Annotated in this window: 8 protein-coding genes and 1 pseudogene; 4 read left to right on the top strand and 5 right to left on the bottom strand. The window is 70.6% G+C overall.

Going from position 1 to position 17,271, the window contains the following annotated elements:
- Positions 1–9: 9 nt before the first annotated feature.
- Together ACFZDJ_RS23615 and ACFZDJ_RS23610 are read right to left on the bottom strand one after the other, a co-directional pair.
- A pseudogene (locus tag ACFZDJ_RS23615) lies at positions 10–628 on the bottom strand (SDR family oxidoreductase).
- 85 nt (positions 629–713) lie between these two features.
- Positions 714–4,325 carry a WD40 repeat domain-containing protein gene (locus ACFZDJ_RS23610; RefSeq protein WP_391061177.1) on the bottom strand — a complete coding sequence of 1,204 codons (3,612 nt, stop codon included), beginning with the start codon at positions 4,323–4,325 and terminating at the stop codon, positions 714–716.
- Positions 4,326–4,580: 255 nt separating this feature from the next.
- Here ACFZDJ_RS23610 and ACFZDJ_RS23605 point away from each other — a divergent pair, with 255 nt between their 5' ends.
- The gene (locus tag ACFZDJ_RS23605) at positions 4,581–5,969 is read left to right on the top strand and encodes a glycosyltransferase family 39 protein (protein ID WP_391061175.1); all 1,389 of its coding nucleotides are present in this window, start codon (positions 4,581–4,583) and stop codon (positions 5,967–5,969) included.
- Positions 5,970–5,979: 10 nt separating this feature from the next.
- Here the strand turns inward: ACFZDJ_RS23605 and ACFZDJ_RS23600 are convergent, their stop codons facing one another.
- A complete protein-coding gene (locus ACFZDJ_RS23600; RefSeq protein WP_391061173.1) occupies positions 5,980–6,879 on the bottom strand; it encodes a methyltransferase domain-containing protein in 900 nt (299 codons plus the stop codon).
- Between the two features lie 139 nt (positions 6,880–7,018).
- Between ACFZDJ_RS23600 and ACFZDJ_RS23595 the strand changes: the two genes are divergently transcribed.
- Positions 7,019–7,789: a phytanoyl-CoA dioxygenase family protein gene (locus ACFZDJ_RS23595; RefSeq protein ID WP_391061171.1), complete on the top strand. Its 771-nt coding sequence runs from the start codon at positions 7,019–7,021 to the stop codon at positions 7,787–7,789.
- Between the two features lie 28 nt (positions 7,790–7,817).
- On the opposite strand, the gene ACFZDJ_RS23590 is transcribed toward ACFZDJ_RS23595, so the two are convergent.
- Positions 7,818–9,533, bottom strand: a complete 1,716-nt coding sequence (locus tag ACFZDJ_RS23590; RefSeq protein WP_391061169.1) for a glycoside hydrolase family 6 protein — start codon at positions 9,531–9,533, stop codon at positions 7,818–7,820.
- A 124-nt stretch (positions 9,534–9,657) separates the two neighbouring features.
- Positions 9,658–11,130 carry a cellulase family glycosylhydrolase gene (locus tag ACFZDJ_RS23585; RefSeq protein WP_391061167.1) on the bottom strand — a complete coding sequence of 491 codons (1,473 nt, stop codon included), beginning with the start codon at positions 11,128–11,130 and terminating at the stop codon, positions 9,658–9,660.
- Positions 11,131–11,386: 256 nt separating this feature from the next.
- Between ACFZDJ_RS23585 and ACFZDJ_RS23580 the strand changes: the two genes are divergently transcribed.
- Positions 11,387–14,332 carry a glycoside hydrolase family 48 protein gene (locus ACFZDJ_RS23580; protein WP_391061165.1) on the top strand — a complete coding sequence of 982 codons (2,946 nt, stop codon included), beginning with the start codon at positions 11,387–11,389 and terminating at the stop codon, positions 14,330–14,332.
- 237 nt (positions 14,333–14,569) lie between these two features.
- Entirely contained in the window at positions 14,570–17,224 is a 2,655-nt protein-coding gene (locus ACFZDJ_RS23575) for a cellulose binding domain-containing protein (protein WP_391061163.1), read from the top strand.
- The last annotated feature ends 47 nt before the right edge of the window (positions 17,225–17,271 follow it).

The raw sequence follows: 17,271 nt of genomic DNA, 5'->3' as shown, positions 1-17,271 counted from the left end.
GGTCAGACGTCAGTCGGGCTGGCCGATCGGACATACCCACCACGGTGTTCACATCGACGCCCGAAGGCTGTCCGATCGCCCAGACGATCGACTCGGCGAGCTGGTCCGCCGTCAGCAGATGACCGGGTGGCAGGCTCCCGTTGCTGTCCCAGAACGGGGTCTCCACCCGGCCCGGCCAGATCAGGGTCACGCCGACACCGAACTCGGTCACCTCGCGACGGGCGTTCTCGGCGAGCCCGGTCACGGCCCACTTGGTGGCCCCGTAGAAGTTGCCGGGACCGTGGACGTGGCCCGCCACACTCTGGCCCGAGATGGTGCTGACCAATGTGCTCGGTCCCGCGCTGCTGATCGCGGCCGAACTCCTTGAGCGTCAGCTCGACCGCGGCGCGCACCTGGTCGTACTCGGCCGCGTGCCCGACGACCGTCAACAGCCCCTCGGGACGCCCCAGTTCCTCGGCAAAGGCACGAAGCCGCTCCTCACGGCGGCCGGTGACCGTGACCCGGTGGCCGGCATCGAGCAGTCGCCGAGCGACCGCGGCGCCGATACCTCCCCCAAGCTCTCGGCTTCGCTCGAGCGGGGGGTACCCCCATCGCCACCGGTGATGAGTGCGACAGGTGAGTCGGTCATGGATACCCCCGTATGTGTGTGAAGACCAGCGGGGGTACACCACTTGGAGCTCTCTCGAAGTCAAGGGCAGAGCCGCCGACCTCCCTCAACACGTCTGCCGGTAGGGCACGTCCGGCAGATATCTGCGCCACTCGGTCCGGGTGGCCCCGCCCCCCGCGCGGGCGCACACATCGTCCGCCGCGCGGCCCGGCGTCAACGGCGCCGAGCGCCAGGGCAGATGGGCCGTCGCTATGCGCAACTCCCCACCATCCGGGGTGAATTCGATCGCGAGGACGGGTCCGTCACCGGTCGGCAGGGTCGCTCCCGCCAGTCGCGGGGAGGCCGTCTCCCACACGCGAACCGAGCCGTCGGCCCGGCTCGACGCCAGCAGCGAACCGTCGGCCGAGAAAGCCAGGGCGGCCCGCTCGACGGTGGAGTCGGCGGCTGCCAGGACGGCGATCCGGTGCTGCCCGCCCGCGTCCCACACAGTGAGGCGCCCCTGGGTGTCGGCGGCGGCCAAGAAGCGTCCGTCGGGGCTGAAGACCGCGGTGCGCAGGAGATCCTCACCCTCGAACCCCCTCCTGCGCCTGCCCGTCCCGACGTCGATCAGGGCCCCTTCGGCGGTCACGACCGTGCGCCCTGCCGGGTCGATCGCGATGGCGTCCTCGGTCCGCGTTCCGATGGTGCGGGAGCCGGGGTGCGGGCCCTGTTGTGTGACGCGGATCCCGTCGCGGGTGTTGACGGCGGTGTGCACGGTGCCGTCGGCGGCGACGGCACGGGCTCCATACCGTGGCGCGGATGCGGCCGGCTTCCCGTCGGCGTCGAACGCGGCCTCGGTCCGCGCCTTCTTCCGCCACGCCGGGCTGATGAGCCCGTGCAGCGAGAGGGTGCGTACGACTCCTGCCTGGGAGCCTTCGCGGTAGCGCAACACGCCCTGACGCGGGTCGAGCCGGATGTCGGTGACGGCGGGCGTCTCGACGCGGAACGTGACGACCGGCCGACGCGGCCCGCCGTCCGCCGGGGCCGGGCCGTCCGTACGCCACAGGGCCAGGCCGGCCGAACCCCAGCTGAGGACGTAGGCGCCCGTGGGGTCGAACTCCACCGCGTTGACGCCCTTGCCGGGCATCGGCAGCAGGGGACGTGCCCGGTCGGCATGGAAGTCCCAGGTGACGACGCCGTCCGTGGTTCCCGCGGCCAGCGCGCGGTTGTCGGGGGTGAAGGTCAACTGGTCCGACCGGCACAGCAGCCGCTGCGTCCGCGCGGGCGGATCGCTCGCGACCCGGCGCCGTTCGACGACGTCCCAGACGCGCAGTTGTTCACCGTCGTGGGTGCACCAGGCCAGGAACCGGTCGTTCGGGCTCAGTACCGGCAGCGGTCCGTCCGGATCGCCCCCTGGATACCGGAAGAGGACCCGCTCCCGTCGTACGTCCCACACCTCGACCGTGGCACGCTCGGCTCCGGCCTCGCGCCCCTCGCGCCGTACGACGAAGGTGCGTCCGCTCGGCCCGAACGCCCCGTCCGTGTCGGTCCAGGGTCCCGTCGCGATGCGGTGGCTCGCGCCGTTGGCCAGATTCCTGACCGTCGCGCCGTCGCGGCCTCGGTACGCGATCCAGCGTGCGTCGGCGCTGACGTCGGTGATCCCCTCCGAGAGGCCGGGCAGCGCGACCTCACGCAGTTGCCGCTGACGGCGTACATCCCACTGAACAGCCTTGTCCCGTACGACCGTTGTGAGGATCCGGCCGTCCGAGCTGAGCCAGTACGGTGCGTTGAGGGCGCGGACCTGTGCGGGTTGGGTGAAGGCGGCCTGGCCGCTCTGGGCGGCGGCCGTCCGGACCGCCTCGCGGGTCTCGGGCAGGTCCGCGGTCCGCCAGGCCGCGAGCGCGAGACGCATCGCCGTGCGCGGATCCGTCGGCCGGAGCGTGTCCGCGAAGGCAGCGACCCGACGGGCCTCCGCCTCGTCCCGCTGCCGTGCGCTGACCCCGCTCTGCCGCCAGGCGGCCACTCCGGCCACGACGGCGAGGCAGAGCAGCACGGCGAGCGAGACGGTCAGACTCCGCAGACGCCGGGCCGCGCGGGCAGCGGCACGACGACCCGACTCGTACGCCGTCACGCTCCCGGCCAGGAATTCCCTCTCCAGCGGGCTCAACTCGCCCTGTCCAGAGCCGAATTCCTCCCGCGCCGCCGTCAGGCGCAGCCCGCGGTAAAGGGCCCCGGCGTCCCGGTCCAGCTGCTGCCAGGTGCGCGCCGCCTCGGTGAGCCTGCGATGCAGCCGCAGCCGTTCGCGGTCCTCGTCCACCCAGCCGCGCAGCCGGGGCCAGGCACTGATCAGGGCCTCGTGCGCGAGGTCGACGGTGTCGCCGTCGACCGTCAACAGGCGTGCTCCCACCAGCTGTTCGAGCACCCGCGCGGTGGTGTCGGCATCCCCCAGTTCGTCACGATGGACGGGCCGCCGGGTGTCCTCGGCCCCGTCACCGGGGTTCACCAGCCGCAGCAGCAGCGCCCGTACCGCGGCCGCCTCGACGGGGGTGCAGCGCGCGTACACCTCCTCGGCGGTGTGCGCGACGGCGCCCTGGACGCCGCCGATCGCCTCGTACGTGGCCAGCGAGAGGGTGCGGGCGCTGCGGCGCCGCCAGATCTCGCGCAGCGCGTGGGCCATCAGGGGCAGACCGCCCGGTTCGTCGGCCACGTCCGCCACGATGCGTGCGGTGAGGGCGCGTTCGACGACGACCCGTTGCGCGACGGCCGGCCGGACGACCGCCTCGCGCAGCCGCTGCGGGGTCATCGGCCCGACGAGCAGGGTGGAGTCCCGCAGCGCCTCGGCGAGCGGGCCGTGTTCGGCGCACCGCCCGTAGAAGTCGGCGCGGACCCCGATGATCACGCGGAGTCCGCTGTCCGGGTCCAGCGCCGTGAGCAACCGCTCGATGAACAGGGCCCGTTCACCGGGGTCGGCGCAGAGCGCGAAGAGCTCCTCGAACTGGTCGATGACGAGCAGGGTGTCGCCGGGCGCGTCGTACGGGACGAACAGCGCGCCATGGGTGCGGGCCGGGTGGGCGCCGGGGGTGAGGATGCGGATGGCGGCGGGGGCCGGAGGGTGAGTGGCGGACAGCTGGGAGTGGGAGTCGGGCGGAGTGGGCTCGGTGGCCGTGGTCCCGAATACGGCCACGGGGGACCTGCGTCGGCCGGGAAGCGACGCGCGCGTCCGCACCGCGGCGGCCTGCTCCGCTTCCCTCGCATCGGCCGCCGTGCGCAGCGCCGGTATCAGCCCCGCCCGTAAGAGGGACGACTTGCCGCTGCCCGACGCGCCGACGACGGCCGACACCCGTCTGCGGCCGACGAGTCGCAGCAGTTCGGCGATCAGGTCGTCGCGGCCATGGAAGCGGTCCCGGTCCGCGGGCTCGAACCGGGCGAGTCCCGGGTAGGGGCCCTCGGCGTCGTCCGGGGCGGGCGTGCCCGCCTCGTCCGCGAGCACCGCGCGCCAGCGCCGCTCCCACATGGAGCTGTCCCCTCCGCACGCGCCGACGTACGCCAGGAGCACCGGCAGAGTCGGCAGTTTCTCGCCCGCCGCCGCGGCGGACAGTGTGGGCCCCGAGTAGCCCGCCCGGCGGGCCATCGCGCGATACGTCGGGGCGCCCGCCTCGTCGCGGAGCCCCCGCAGCTCGAAGGCGAACCGCGCCACCGCGCCCTGCGCCGGGTCCAACGGCTTCTCTCGGCGTCCCACCGGTGACTCCCCCCGTCCGCGGCGGCCCGATCCGTCGGCACCGCTCCCCACCCGCATTGATAGGTGCCCCGCGACGGGGCTGCCCATCAACCGTCCGGCGGCTGGACTCGGCGGTGCACGTCCTCGGGGCCCCGTCGGAGGGGACCGCGAGGCATCGACCACGCGCCGGAGTCAGCCATCGCCACCACACACACTTCCAGACCACCGCTCGCCCCCGCACGGTTGCCGTCGCCCGCCCCGCGCACCCCACTGGCAGTGTGCGCCCCCGCCCTGCTCTCGCTCACCCTCGGACTGTGGGGCGTACGGCGCGGCGGCACCATGTGGCGGGACGAGGCGGTGACCTACGACATGGCACGGCGGTCCCTGCCCGACCTGTGGTCCACGCTCGCCGGTGCCGACGCCGTGCACGGCCTCTACTACCTGCTCATGCACCTGCTGTTCGAGGTCACCGGCGGGCTCGACCCGCTCCTGGTGCTCCGGCTCCCGTCGGTCCTCGCCACGACCGCGGCGACGGGAACGCTGGCCCTCCTGGGACGCCGGCTGGCCGGTCCCCGCGCGGGGCTCCTCGCGGGGGCCGTCTTCGCGCTGCTGCCACAGGTCCAGCGGTACGCGCAGGAGGGCCGGTCGTACGCCATCGTGTGCGCGCTGGTCGTGTGGGCGACGTATCTGCTGGTGCGGGCGGTGGCGAGCCGGGACGGCCGGACCTGGGTCGCCTACGGTGCGGTGCTGGTGGCGGCCGGGCTGCTGCACGAGTTCGCCGTACTGGCGCTCACCGCGCACGCGGTCGCCGTGCCACGCGCCGCCCGCCGGGCCTGGGCCGGGGCGGCGGCGGTGGTCCTCGGCACGGTGGCGCCGCTCGTCGTCCTGAGTACGCGGCAGTCGGATCAGGTGTCGTGGATCGGCAGACCGGACGCCGAAGCGCTCGCGGGGTTCGCGGGAACGGCCGCCGTCGCCCTGGTCTGCGCGGCGATGTGCCCGAACACCACTTCGCGCGTGCTCCGGGGCGTGCGGCTGCCCGTCCTCGCACTCGGGCTCCTCGTCCTGCCCGCCCTGCTGCTCCTGCTGGTCTCGCTGGTCACACCCCTGTACGTGGACCGCTATGTGCTCTACGGCCAGAGCGGCACCGCCCTGCTGACCGGCGCGGCGCTGGACCGGCTCACCCGGGCCCGGCGGACCCGCACGGCGGCACTGACCTGCGCGGGCATTGCCGTTCTCGCGCTGCTCCCCGTCACCCTGCAGCTGCGTACACCGCAGAGCCGGGTCGACGACGTGGGCGCGATCGCCCGCGCCGTCGCCGAGGCCGGTGCGCCGGGTGACGGGGTCCTCTATCTGCCGGCGCGGCGCCGGGTGTGGTCCCTGCCCGACCCCGGATCCGTGCGCGGGCTGCGCGATCTGGCCCTCGACCGCGCACCCGCCGCCTCGCACACGCTGTACGGCAGCGAGGCTCCGGCACCGGTCATCCGCGCCCGCATGCTCACGGCGACCCGTGTCGTCGCCGTGAGCGATCCCGCGGGGCAGCCGCTCGACGCGACCCCGGGGGAGATCGTCAAACGGCGGGTCCTGGCCACGTACTTCGAGAAGTGCGGCACGCGCCGGGTCCAGGGCGCCCGGGTCACCGTGTACGCGCGCCCGGGCACGTGCTGACCGGCCGGAACTACTCCGGCTTCACCGCGACGTACAGGGTGTGCGCCGTCAGCAGGAAGACGTCCGGCCGGTGGTACACGCTCGCCTTGTCGTCCGGGTCGAGGAGACGGTCGAGGACGGCGAGGTCGTCCGCGTCGAGGCCGGGGGCGAGGGCGTCGCGGCGGTGGGTGAGGGAGGTGACGACGAAGGCGCGCGTCGCGTCCGAGACCGGGGCGGGGAGGTCGACGAGGAAGGTACGGGTCGCCGTGTGGCGCAGGCCGACGGCGGTCATCAGGGCGGGCCAGTCCTCCGTCTCTCGCACCGCTCCGGGCAGCTCGTCCCGCATCCGGCCGAACCATTCGTCGTGGACCGCGTCGACACGGGACTGAAGGCCGGGACGGCCGATGCCGATCTCGCGCGGGAAGTAGCGCATGGGCAGGCCGCCTTCCATGAGGGCGAGGGTGCCGCCGGGCGCGAGGGCGCGCGCGAAACCGGCGAGCGCGGCGCGCTGGTCGCCCACGTGATGCAGGGACCTGCTCGCCCACAGAAGGTCGGCCGGATACTCCAACTCATCGAGTCCGCCGCCGAGTTCGGCCCGCAGGGTGCTGAAGCGGTCGCCGACGCCGAGCCGGTCGGCGCGGGCGCGGGCCCGCTCCAGCAGGGGTTCCACCTCGTCCACGGCCACGACCCGCGCCGCGGGGAAGGCGTCCGCGAGGAAACAGGAGATGACACCGGGGCCGCTGCCCGCGTCCACGATCAGCCCGGTCCCGGTCCGCTGATCCCGCAACCAGCCCGCCGCCTCGGTGTACTGGGGGCGGAAGAGCTCCGCCTCCTGCTCCAGCATGGGAATCATCTCGGCGAAGTCCATGTGGGTGTGGTCGTGGGCGTGCTGGGCGTTCTCTTGGTCGTGGTGGTGGTGGTCGTGCGCCATGGTGGTCCGCCTCTCGTCCGGGTGCGTACACAGCGTGCTCCTCGGCTCCCGGAGACGGCCAACGATGTTGCGCGAACAGCAAAAACGGCGGTCGGAAAACCTGATGCGTCCGAAGCGGTCCGTCCCCCAGCATGGCCCCATGGACGACGAGATGGTGGAGCGGTTCCTCGAGGACGGGTTCGTGAAGATCGAGGGCGCCTTCCCGCCGCGCGTCGCCGAGAGCTGCGCCCGGCTGCTGTGGAAGGAGACGGGGTACGACCCGGACGACCCCGGCACCTGGAAGGACCCCGTGCGCTGGGTGAGCGGCATGGCGCAGGGCCCGTTCGCCGCCGCGGCCAACTCCCCCGCTCTGCACCAGGCCTTCGATCTGCTGGTCGGCGAGAGACGCTGGGAGCCGTGTTATGCGCTGGGCAGCTTCCCGCTGCGGTTCCCGCACACGGAGGAGCCGGACGACGCGGGCTGGCACATCGAAGGCAGTTACCTCCCCGACGGTGAGGCGCTCTACCACTCCAATCTCCGCTCGCGGGGCCGGGCCCTGCTGATGCTCTTCCTGTTCAGCGAGGTGACCGAGGCCGACGCCCCGACCCGTATCAGGGTGGGCTCGCACCTCGATGTGCCCCCGGTCCTGGAGCCGTACGGCGAGGCGGGGGCCTCGTTCCTCGAACTCGGTCCGAAGGTGGCCGAGGCCTCCGCGCACCGCCCGCTCGCCCACGCCACCGGCCGCCCCGGCGACGTATTTCTCTGCCACCCGTTCCTGGTGCACGCGGCGCAGCCGCACCACGGCAGGCGCCCGCGTTTCATGGCGCAGCCGCCGCTGTATCCGGCGGTGCCCTACGAGCTGGAGCGGGCGGACGGCGACTACTCGGCGGTGGAGTTCGCGATCCGCCGGGGGCTGGCCCAGGAGGCCTGACCCCCGGCGGATCACCAGGTCGGGCGCCCTACAGCGGCGGATACGCGTTCGTCATCAGCTGCTGGAACTGCGCCGAGAACCAGTGCCCCGACAGCGGGGCGTTCGGCAGCGCGCCGGACATGTTGTTGTTGTTCCGGGGGTTGCCCGTGTAGGTCGGGTCGCACATCCGGTCGAAGCCCTTGCCCTCGTCGTTGGCGATGGCGGAGCTGGAGCCGTCGGACTCACCCGGGGGCTTCATCCACACATAGGCGTCGATCCCGGTGGCCGGGGAGGCCTGCGGGCGCTCGCCGAGACCGGCACCGGCCTGGTTGCACCAGTTCCCGACGTGGATACGGCGGTCGTAGCGCCCGCCGTCGACGTAGGTGTCGACGCTGGTCGTCGCGCCGGGACCGGTGGGCCGGGCGGTTCCGCCCCAGCCGTTCCTGGAGGTGTCGATCAGCATGCCGATGCCGGAGTTGAAGCCGACCGACACGAGCTGGTTGCGGAAGGCCTGGGCGAAGGACAGCTCGTCGACGTACCGGTTGTAGTCGACCCACTTGGACAGGCGGACGGAGGTGCCGTTCACCGTGTCGTTGATGGTGAAGTTGTTCTCCTTGAGGGCGCTGTAGTTCGCCGTGTTGGTGATGAACCCGGCGACGTCGTCGACCGTGGCGCCCTCACTGGTGGCCGCCTGCTTGAACAGGGTGGCGGACGGGGCGAAGTTGTCGTCCCAGCCGATCCAGCCGTGGTGGCCGGCGTCCAGGTAGTTGTAGACGTTGGGGATCGCGCCGAGCTTGGCGAGCGCGTAGCCCACGCCCTTCACGTAGTTGCCGTTGGCGAGCATGGTGTCGCACTGCGGGGTGGCGGTGGCCCGGCTGCCGGTGTTGGTGACGAGGTTCGGCAGCGAGTCGATCTCGATGGTCGTGACGATCCGCAGCGAGGCGTACTTGCTGTCCGCGAGGATCGCCGCGATCGGGTCGATGAACTGCGTCTTGTACTTGTCGATCTCCGTCGGGCCGAGCTCTCCGTTGGAGGCGAGGGCCGCGCAGTCACGTCCGGGCAGATCGTAGACGACCAGCTGGACGACCTCTTCGCCGCTGCCCTTCTGCGCGAGGGCCGCGTCGAGGTGGGCGCGCAGGCCCATGCTGCCGCTCGCCCCGTTGATCGCGGCGATCCGGTCGAGCCAGACGCCGGTGGGCTGGTTGGAGATCCGGCTGCCGCCGGTCTCCGCCGCCGCCTTCGCGGACCACTCCGGGTTCACGTACACCTTGGCACCGGCGTACGGGTTGTCGACTCTCCCGGAGGGGTCACTGCCCCCTCCCCCGCCTCCCCCGCCGCTGCCGTCGTCGACGTTGCAGGTCACCCCGTCGAGGGTGAAGGAGGTGGGCAGTGCGTTGGTGCCGCTGTAGGAGGCGTTGAAGCCGAAGCTGACCGAACCGCCGGTCGCCAGTGTCCCGTTGTAGGTCTCGTTGGCCGCGGTGACGGCGGTGCCGCTCTGGCTGATCTTCGCGTTCCAGCCCGAGGTCACCTTCTGGTTCCCGGCGTACGCCCACTTCACCGCCCAGGAGGTCTTGGCGGCGCTGTTGTTGGTGACCGTGACGGCGGCGGTGAAGCCGGTGTCCCACTGGTTCTGCACCTTGTAGTCGACGGTGCAGGGGATGGCGGCGATCCCGGCGGGGTCCGCGGGAACGGCCGCCACGGCGGTGCCCGAGGCGCCGGCGAGCAGGACGAGCGCCCCTAAGAGCGCGGATTTGGTACGACTCATGAGTGCGGGTTCCCATCTCTTCTTGTGCGGGTGTCCGTTGACTTCTTGTGCGGGTGTGCGTCGGGTTCCTGCGCGGGTGTGCGTCTGATTCCTGCGCCGGTCATCCGTTGTGGGCGCGCACCGTTTATCCGTTGAGGGCGCGCAGATGATCACGCAGCCCGACTCCGTACGACGTGGGAGTGCCGTCGTAACTGGAGATGAGGGAGGGACCGGAGGAGCAGTCCCAGGTGTTCCAGGTCCAGCCGAGGTAGGAGAGCCCCCGGTCGTCGAACCACTTCATCGCGGTGTCGACGAAGCCGTGGGAGCAGGTGTTCTCGCCGATCTCCCCCGCCACGAGCGGGACTTGGGCCGCCACCGGGGCGAGCGTCGAGTTCCAGCAGCTCTCACTGGCGCAGGTGTTGAAGTTGTAGGTGTGGAAGGCTGCGACGAGGTTGCCCGTCGGATCATTGGGCTTGTACGTCAGCCACTGGCTCAGGTCGTTGGAGTACGCGAGCCCGCCGGCCAGGATCAGGTTCCTGGCACCGGTGCCGCGCACCGCGTCGACCAGGTCCTGCATCCCGGCGACCTCGTAGCCGATGCCCGGGCAGGTGCCGCCGTCCTTCCAGCAGGCCCACGCCTGGGCGGTGGTGGAGGTCGCGCGGTCCGGGTAGGGCTCGTTGAACAGGTCGAAGGCGACGGCCTGGTCGTCCTTGAACGTACTGGCGACCGAGGACCAGAACGCCGGGCTGTACTGCGCGTCCGGCATCGGCTTCTGGCAGGTGGCGTGCACGTCGGAGCAGCCCGCCGAGTTTCCGGTGTACTGCCCGTAGTTCCAGTGCAGTTCGACGAGCGGGGTCATCCCGTGTGCCTCGACCTTGGCGACCAGGTCCTTGACCGCGGAGATGTAGTTGGCGCCCGCGTACTCCGGTTTGATGTTGGACAGGCCGAGCCAGCACTCCTCGTTGAGCGGGATGCGGACCGTGTTGGCCTTCCAGTCGGCGATCGCCTTGACCGAGGCGTCGTCGACCGGGCCGTCGAAGATGCCGTATCCCTGGACGCACATGAACTCGCCGCCGGAGCGGTTGACGCCGAGCAGCCGCCGCGTCGTGCCGTCGGCGTCGACGAGCTTGTTCCCGGAGACATGCAGCTTGGGCGCGGTGCCGGTCGTGGGCGGCGGGCCCGTCGGGGTCGGCGACGGCTCCGTGTCCACGTTGCACGTCGTCCCGTTGAGCTTGAACGTCGTGGGTACGGCGTTGCTCCCCGACCACGAGGCGAGGAACCCGGCGCTGACGCTGGCCCCTGAGCCCAGCGAGCCGTTCCAGCTCTCGTTGGCCGCGGTGACCGTCGTCGCGGACTGGGACCACTTGGCGTTCCAGCCCTGGCTGACCTTCTGACCGCCCGCGAAGTCGAAGGTGAGACTCCAACCGCTGAGCGCGGCCATGTTGTTGGTGATCTTCACGGCGCTCTGGAAGCCGGTGTCCCACTGGCTCGTGACGGAGTAGTCCACCGTGCACGCGGGTGTGGCTCCCGAAGCCGTGACGACCGGCGCGATCGCGGTGCCCACGAGGGCGACCGCGGCGCCGACCACTAAAAGTCCTGAACGCGGAGGGTGTCGCATGAGCGACTCCTTGCAGCTCGGGCGCGTCGTGACGGACGCGTCGACTGATGGAACCGCTCCCACTGGTGCGGATGAAGTTAGCGCCAAGTGTCGGTAAAGGACAGAGGCGTCGCACTGTTGATCAATCGAACAATTTCGACTCTTCAAGCACCTTGACCCCTTCGACCCCCCTCTCCAATATGGGAGCGCTCCCACTGGTTCAAGGCTTGTTGCTGCTCCGCCCCCACTTCTCCGAGCCGCAAGGAGGAACCAGCACATGCACCCCAGTTCCAGAAGGAGAAGACGCGCATCTTTGTCTGGATCGCCTCCAGGGCGCCCCAGCCTGTGGACAGCCGTGGTGGCCGCTCTCGCACTTCCGCTCACGATGCTCGCGAATGGCTCAACTCCCGCTCAGGCGGCAGGAGTTCAGTGCAGCGTCGACTACAAGACCAATGACTGGGGCTCCGGCTTCACCGCGGATCTCACGCTCACCAACCGGGGCACCGACCCGATCAACGGCTGGACCCTGACGTACGACTACGCGGGCAACCAGACGCTGAGCAGCGGCTGGAACGGGACCTGGTCGCAGTCCGGCAGGACGGTCACCGCGAAGAACGCCTCCTGGAACGGGACGATCGCCGCCGGGGCAGCGGTCTCCACCGGCGCGCAGTTCACCTACAGCGGCACCAACACGGCGCCCGCCTCCTTCACGATCAACGGCACCATCTGCACCGGCGCCCACCAGCCGCCGGTCACCGTGCTGACCAGCCCGACCGCGGGCGCGGTCTACACGCAGGGCGACGCGATCCCGCTGGCCGCGACGGCGGCGGCCGCCGACAACGCGACGATCAGCAAGGTCGAGTTCTACGACGACGCGACCCTGCTGGGCACGGACACCAGCTCCCCCTACACGCTGTCGACCTCCGGCTTGACCGTCGGCAGTCATTCGCTGGTGGCCAAGGCGTACGACAGCCTGGGGGCTTCCGCGGCGTCCACACCGGTCGGCATCACGGTCGCCTCGGGTCCCGCCGTGGTGGCCTCGCCGACCCAACTCGGCGTCCAGCAGGGCAAGTCGGGAACGTTCGCCGTGCAGCTTTCGAAACAGCCGGCCACGAACGTGACGGTGACGACCGCCCGTACGGACGGCACTACGGGACTGTCCGTCACCGGCGGCGCCGCGCTCACCTTCACCCCGGCCAACTGGAACACGGCACAGAACGTCACCATCACCGCCGACGCCTCCGGGACCGGCGCCGCGACCTTCACGGCCTCGGCGACCGGGTACGCCAAGGCGACGGTCACCGTGACGGAGCTGGCCGCGTCGAAGGCGTACGACGCGCGCTTCCTGGACCTCTACGGCAAGATCACCAACCCGGCGAACGGCTACTTCTCCCCCGAGGGCATCCCCTACCACTCGGTGGAGACGCTGATCGTCGAGGCGCCGGACCAGGGTCATGAGACGACATCGGAGGCGTACAGCTATCTGATCTGGCTGCAGGCGATGTACGGGAAGGTCACCGGCGACTGGTCCAAGTTCAACGCCGCGTGGACGACCATGGAGACGTACATGATCCCCACCCACGCCGACCAGCCGACGAACTCCTTCTACAACGCCTCGAAGCCGGCCACGTACGCGCCCGAGCTGGACACCCCGAACGAGTACCCGGCCAAGCTCGACACGAGCGTCTCCGTCGGCTCCGATCCGATCGCGGCCGAACTGAAGAGCGCGTACGGCACGGACGACGTGTACGGCATGCACTGGCTCCAGGACGTCGACAACGTCTACGGCTACGGCAACGGGCCCGGCAAGTGCGAGGCCGGACCGACCGCGACCGGACCGTCGTACATCAACACCTTCCAGCGCGGCGCGCAGGAGTCGGTGTGGGAGACGGTGCCGCAGCCGACCTGCGACGCCTTCAAGTACGGCGCCACGAACGGCTACCTGGACCTCTTCACCGGGGACTCCTCGTACGCCAAGCAGTGGAAGTACACCGATGCGCCGGACGCCGACGCGCGGGCCGTGCAGGCCGCGTACTGGGCCGACGTGTGGGCCAAGGCGCAGGGCAAGGGCGGCGATGTGTCCACGACCGTCGGCAAGGCGGCGAAGATGGGCGACTATCTGCGCTACGCCATGTACGACAAGTACTTCAAGAAGATCGGCAACTGTGTCGGCCCGTCGACCTGCGCGGCCGGCACCGGCAAGGACGCCTCGCACTATCTGCTCTCCTGGTACTACGCCTGGGGCGGCGCGAACGACACCTCCGCGGGCTGGGCCTGGCGCATCGGCTCCAGCCATGTCCACGGCGGCTATCAGAACCCGCTGGCCGCGTACGCGCTCAGCTCGTACGCCGATCTGATGCCCAAGTCCTCAACCGGTGCGGCCGATTGGGGTACCTCCCTCACCCGGCAGCTGGAGTTCTACCGCTGGCTGCAGTCCAACGAGGGCGCCATCGCGGGCGGCGCGACCAACAGCTGGGCGGGCCGTTACGCGACCCCGCCGGCCGGGACGCCGACCTTCTACGGCATGTACTACGACCAGCAGCCCGTGTACCACGACCCGCCGTCCAACCAGTGGTTCGGCTTCCAGGCCTGGTCCATGGAGCGGGTCGCCGAGTACTACCAGCAGACGGGGAACGCCAGCGCGAAGGCGATCCTCGACAAGTGGGTCTCCTGGGCGCTGTCCAAGACCACGATCAACCCGGACGGCACCTACCAGATCCCCTCCACGCTCCAGTGGTCAGGCGCCCCGGACGCCTGGAACGCATCGAGTCCCGGCGCCAACAGCGGACTTCACGTGACGGTCGCCGACTACACCAACGACGTGGGTGTGGCGGCCGCGTACGCCAAGACCCTGTCGTACTACGCCGCCAAGTCCGGCAACGCCCAAGCGAAGACGACGGCGAAGGCACTCCTCGACGGCATGTGGAGCAACTACCAGGACAGCCTGGGCATCGCGGTCCCGGAGACCCGCGCCGACTACAACCGCTTCGACGACACGGTCTACGTCCCGAGCGGCTGGAGCGGCAAGATGCCCAACGGCGACACGATCAACTCCTCCGCGACCTTCACCTCGCTCAGGTCCTTCTACAAGAACGACCCGAACTGGTCGAAGATCGAGGCCTATCTGGCGGGCGGAGCCGCGCCCTCCTTCACGTACCACCGGTTCTGGGCCCAGGCAGACATCGCCCTGGCCATGGGCTCGTACGCGGAGCTTCTCGAATAGTCCCCGCCAGGCGCTCCGCGGGATGGGCGGTACTTGAGCTGCGGGCCGGTTGTGGCTGGTCGCGCGGTTCCCCGCGCCCCTGAAGGGGCGCGGTAGCTCGCCGCGCTTCTCCGGAACCGCCTGAAAGCTCCGCGTGCGCGGTCTCGTCACCTGACGACGGGGCCACCTCGCCGGGCGGCCCCCACCCGCACTGGGGGCCGCCCGGTAGCCATGCCCTCCTTCAGAGAGGACCCCACCGTGCGAAGAACCCGCATCCTCACCGCCGTACTGGCTCTCGCCGCCGGCTTACTGGCGGGCAGCCCGTCCGCCCTCGCCGCGAGCACCCCGACAACGACGCTCGCCGCCGACACGTACACCTGGAAGAACGCGCGGATCGACGGCGGCGGCTTCGTCCCCGGCATCGTCTTCAACCGCTCCGAGAAGAACCTCGTCTACGCCCGCACGGACATCGGCGGCGCCTACCGCTGGCAGGAGTCGACGAAGACCTGGACCCCGCTCACGGACTCGATCGGCTGGGACCAGTGGGGCCACACCGGGGTGGTCAGTCTCGCGTCCGACTCCGTCGCCCCGAACAAGGTGTACGCGGCGGTCGGCACGTACACGAACAGCTGGGACCCCGGCAACGGTGCCGTGCTGCGCTCCGCCGACCGGGGCGCGAGCTGGCAGAAGACGGACCTGCCCTTCAAGCTGGGCGGAAACATGCCGGGCCGGGGCATGGGTGAGCGCCTCGCGATCGACCCCAACAACGACAGCGTGCTGTACCTCGGCGCGCCCAGCGGCAAGGGTCTGTGGCGGTCCACGGACTCGGGTGTCACGTGGTCACAGGTGACCAACTTCCCGAACGCCGGCAACTACGTACAGGACGCGACCGACACCAGCGGCTACGCCTCCGACAACCAGGGAATCGTCTGGGTCACCTTCGACGAGTCGACGGGCGCCTCCGGAAGCGCCACGCAGACGATCTACGTCGGGGTCGCCGACAAGGACAACGCGGTCTACCGCTCGACGGACGGCGGCGCGACCTGGTCCCGGCTGCCAGGACAGCCCACCGGCCACCTCGCCCACAAGGGCGTCCTCGACGCCACGAACGGCTACCTCTACCTGGCCTACAGCGACAAGGGCGGCCCGTACGACGGCGGCAAGGGCCGGCTGTGGCGGTACGCGACCAGGACCGGGACCTGGACGAACATCAGCCCGGTCGCGGAGGCCGACACCTACTACGGATTCAGCGGACTGACCCTCGACCGGCAGCATCCGGGCACGGTGATGACCACGGCGTACAGCTCGTGGTGGCCCGACACCCAGATCTTCCGATCCACCGACAGCGGCGGCACCTGGACGAAGGCCTGGGACTACACCTCGTACCCCAGCCGCTCGAACCGCTACACGATGGACGTGTCGTCCGTGCCCTGGCTGACCTTCAACGCGAACCCCTCACCCCCTGAGCAGGCCCCCAAACTCGGCTGGATGACCGAGGGGTTGGAGATCGACCCGTTCAACTCCGCACGGATGATGTACGGAACGGGCGCGACGATCTACGGCACCGAGAACCTCACGAACTGGGACAGCGGCGGCCAGTTCACGATTCGGCCCATGGTCCAGGGCCTGGAGGAGACGGCCGTCAACGACCTCGCCTCTCCCCCCTCCGGAGCCACCCTCCTCAGCGCCCTCGGTGACATCGGCGGCTTCCGGCACACGGACCTCACCAAGGTGCCGTCGATGATGTACACCTCGCCGAACCTCACCACGACGACGAGCCTCGACTACGCCGAGACCAACCCGAACACGGTGGTGCGCGTCGGCAACCTCGACTCGGGCCCGCACATCGCCTTCTCCACGGACAACGGCGCCAACTGGTTCGCGGGCACCGACCCTTCGGGCGTCAGCGGCGGCGGCACGGTCGCGGCGGCGTCCGACGGCAGCCGCTTCGTGTGGAGCCCGGCGGGCGCGGGTGTGCAGTACACGACCGGCTTCGGTACGTCGTGGTCGGCGTCCGGCGGCATCCCGTCCGGCGCGATCGTGGAATCGGACCGGGTCGACCCGAAGACCTTCTACGCGTTCAAGTCCGGCAAGTTCTACGTCAGTTCGGACGGCGGCGCCACATTCACCGCCTCCGCCGCCACCGGCCTGCCGAGCGGTGACAGCGTGCGCTTCAAGGCGCTGCCCGGCGCGAAGGGCGACGTGTGGCTGGCGGGCGGCGCGAGCGACGGCGCGTACGGGCTGTGGCACTCCACGGACGGCGGCGCGAGCTTCACCAAGCTGTCGAACGTCGACCAGGCCGACACCATCGGCTTCGGCAAGGCGGCGACCGGCGCCTCGTACCAGACGCTCTACACCAGCGCGAAGATCGGCGGGGTGCGTGGCATCTTCCGCTCGACGGACAAGGGCGCGAGCTGGACCCGCATCAACGACGACGCCCACCAGTGGGGTTGGACCGGCGGAGCCATCACCGGCGACCCGCGGATCTACGGACGCGTGTACATCGCGACCAACGGGCGCGGGATCATCTACGGCGACAGTTCGGACACCGGTGGCGGGGGCGGCGGCACTGATCCGACACCTCCGCCGACGGGCGCGTGCGCGGTGACGTACAAGATCACCAACCAGTGGTCGGGCGGATTCCAGGCCGACGTGGCGCTCGCCAACACCGGCACCACCGCCTGGAGCGGCTGGTCCCTCGCCTGGTCCTTCGCGGACGGACAGAAGATCACCCAGGCCTGGAACGCCGACGCCACCCAGTCGGACACGACGGTCACGGCGAAGAACCTGACCTGGAACGCGAACGTGGCGACGGGTTCATCGGTCAGCTTCGGCTTCACGGCCGGCTGGACGGGTACGAACACCAAACCCACGTCCTTCAAGCTGGGAGATCAGGCCTGCTCGGTGAGCTGATCCGAGAGGGTGGGGCGCGCGCCGACCTCGGCACGCGCCCCACCAGT

The sequence above is a fragment of the Streptomyces sp. NPDC007896 genome (genome assembly GCF_042959425.1).
GTDB lineage: Bacteria > Actinomycetota > Actinomycetes > Streptomycetales > Streptomycetaceae > Streptomyces.
This window is presented reverse-complemented; position numbering and strand designations above follow the sequence as displayed.

Bases quoted from the DNA above. Each gene is read 5' to 3' on its own strand.
- ACFZDJ_RS23600 (WP_391061173.1), bottom strand. From the start codon at position 6,879: ATGGCGCACGACCACCACCACCACGACCAAGAGAACGCCCAGCACGCC.
- ACFZDJ_RS23595 (WP_391061171.1), top strand. From the start codon at position 7,019: ATGGACGACGAGATGGTGGAGCGGTTCCTCGAGGACGGGTTCGTGAAG.
- ACFZDJ_RS23590 (WP_391061169.1), bottom strand. From the start codon at position 9,533: ATGAGTCGTACCAAATCCGCGCTCTTAGGGGCGCTCGTCCTGCTCGCC.
- ACFZDJ_RS23585 (WP_391061167.1), bottom strand. From the start codon at position 11,130: ATGCGACACCCTCCGCGTTCAGGACTTTTAGTGGTCGGCGCCGCGGTC.
- ACFZDJ_RS23580 (WP_391061165.1), top strand. From the start codon at position 11,387: ATGCACCCCAGTTCCAGAAGGAGAAGACGCGCATCTTTGTCTGGATCG.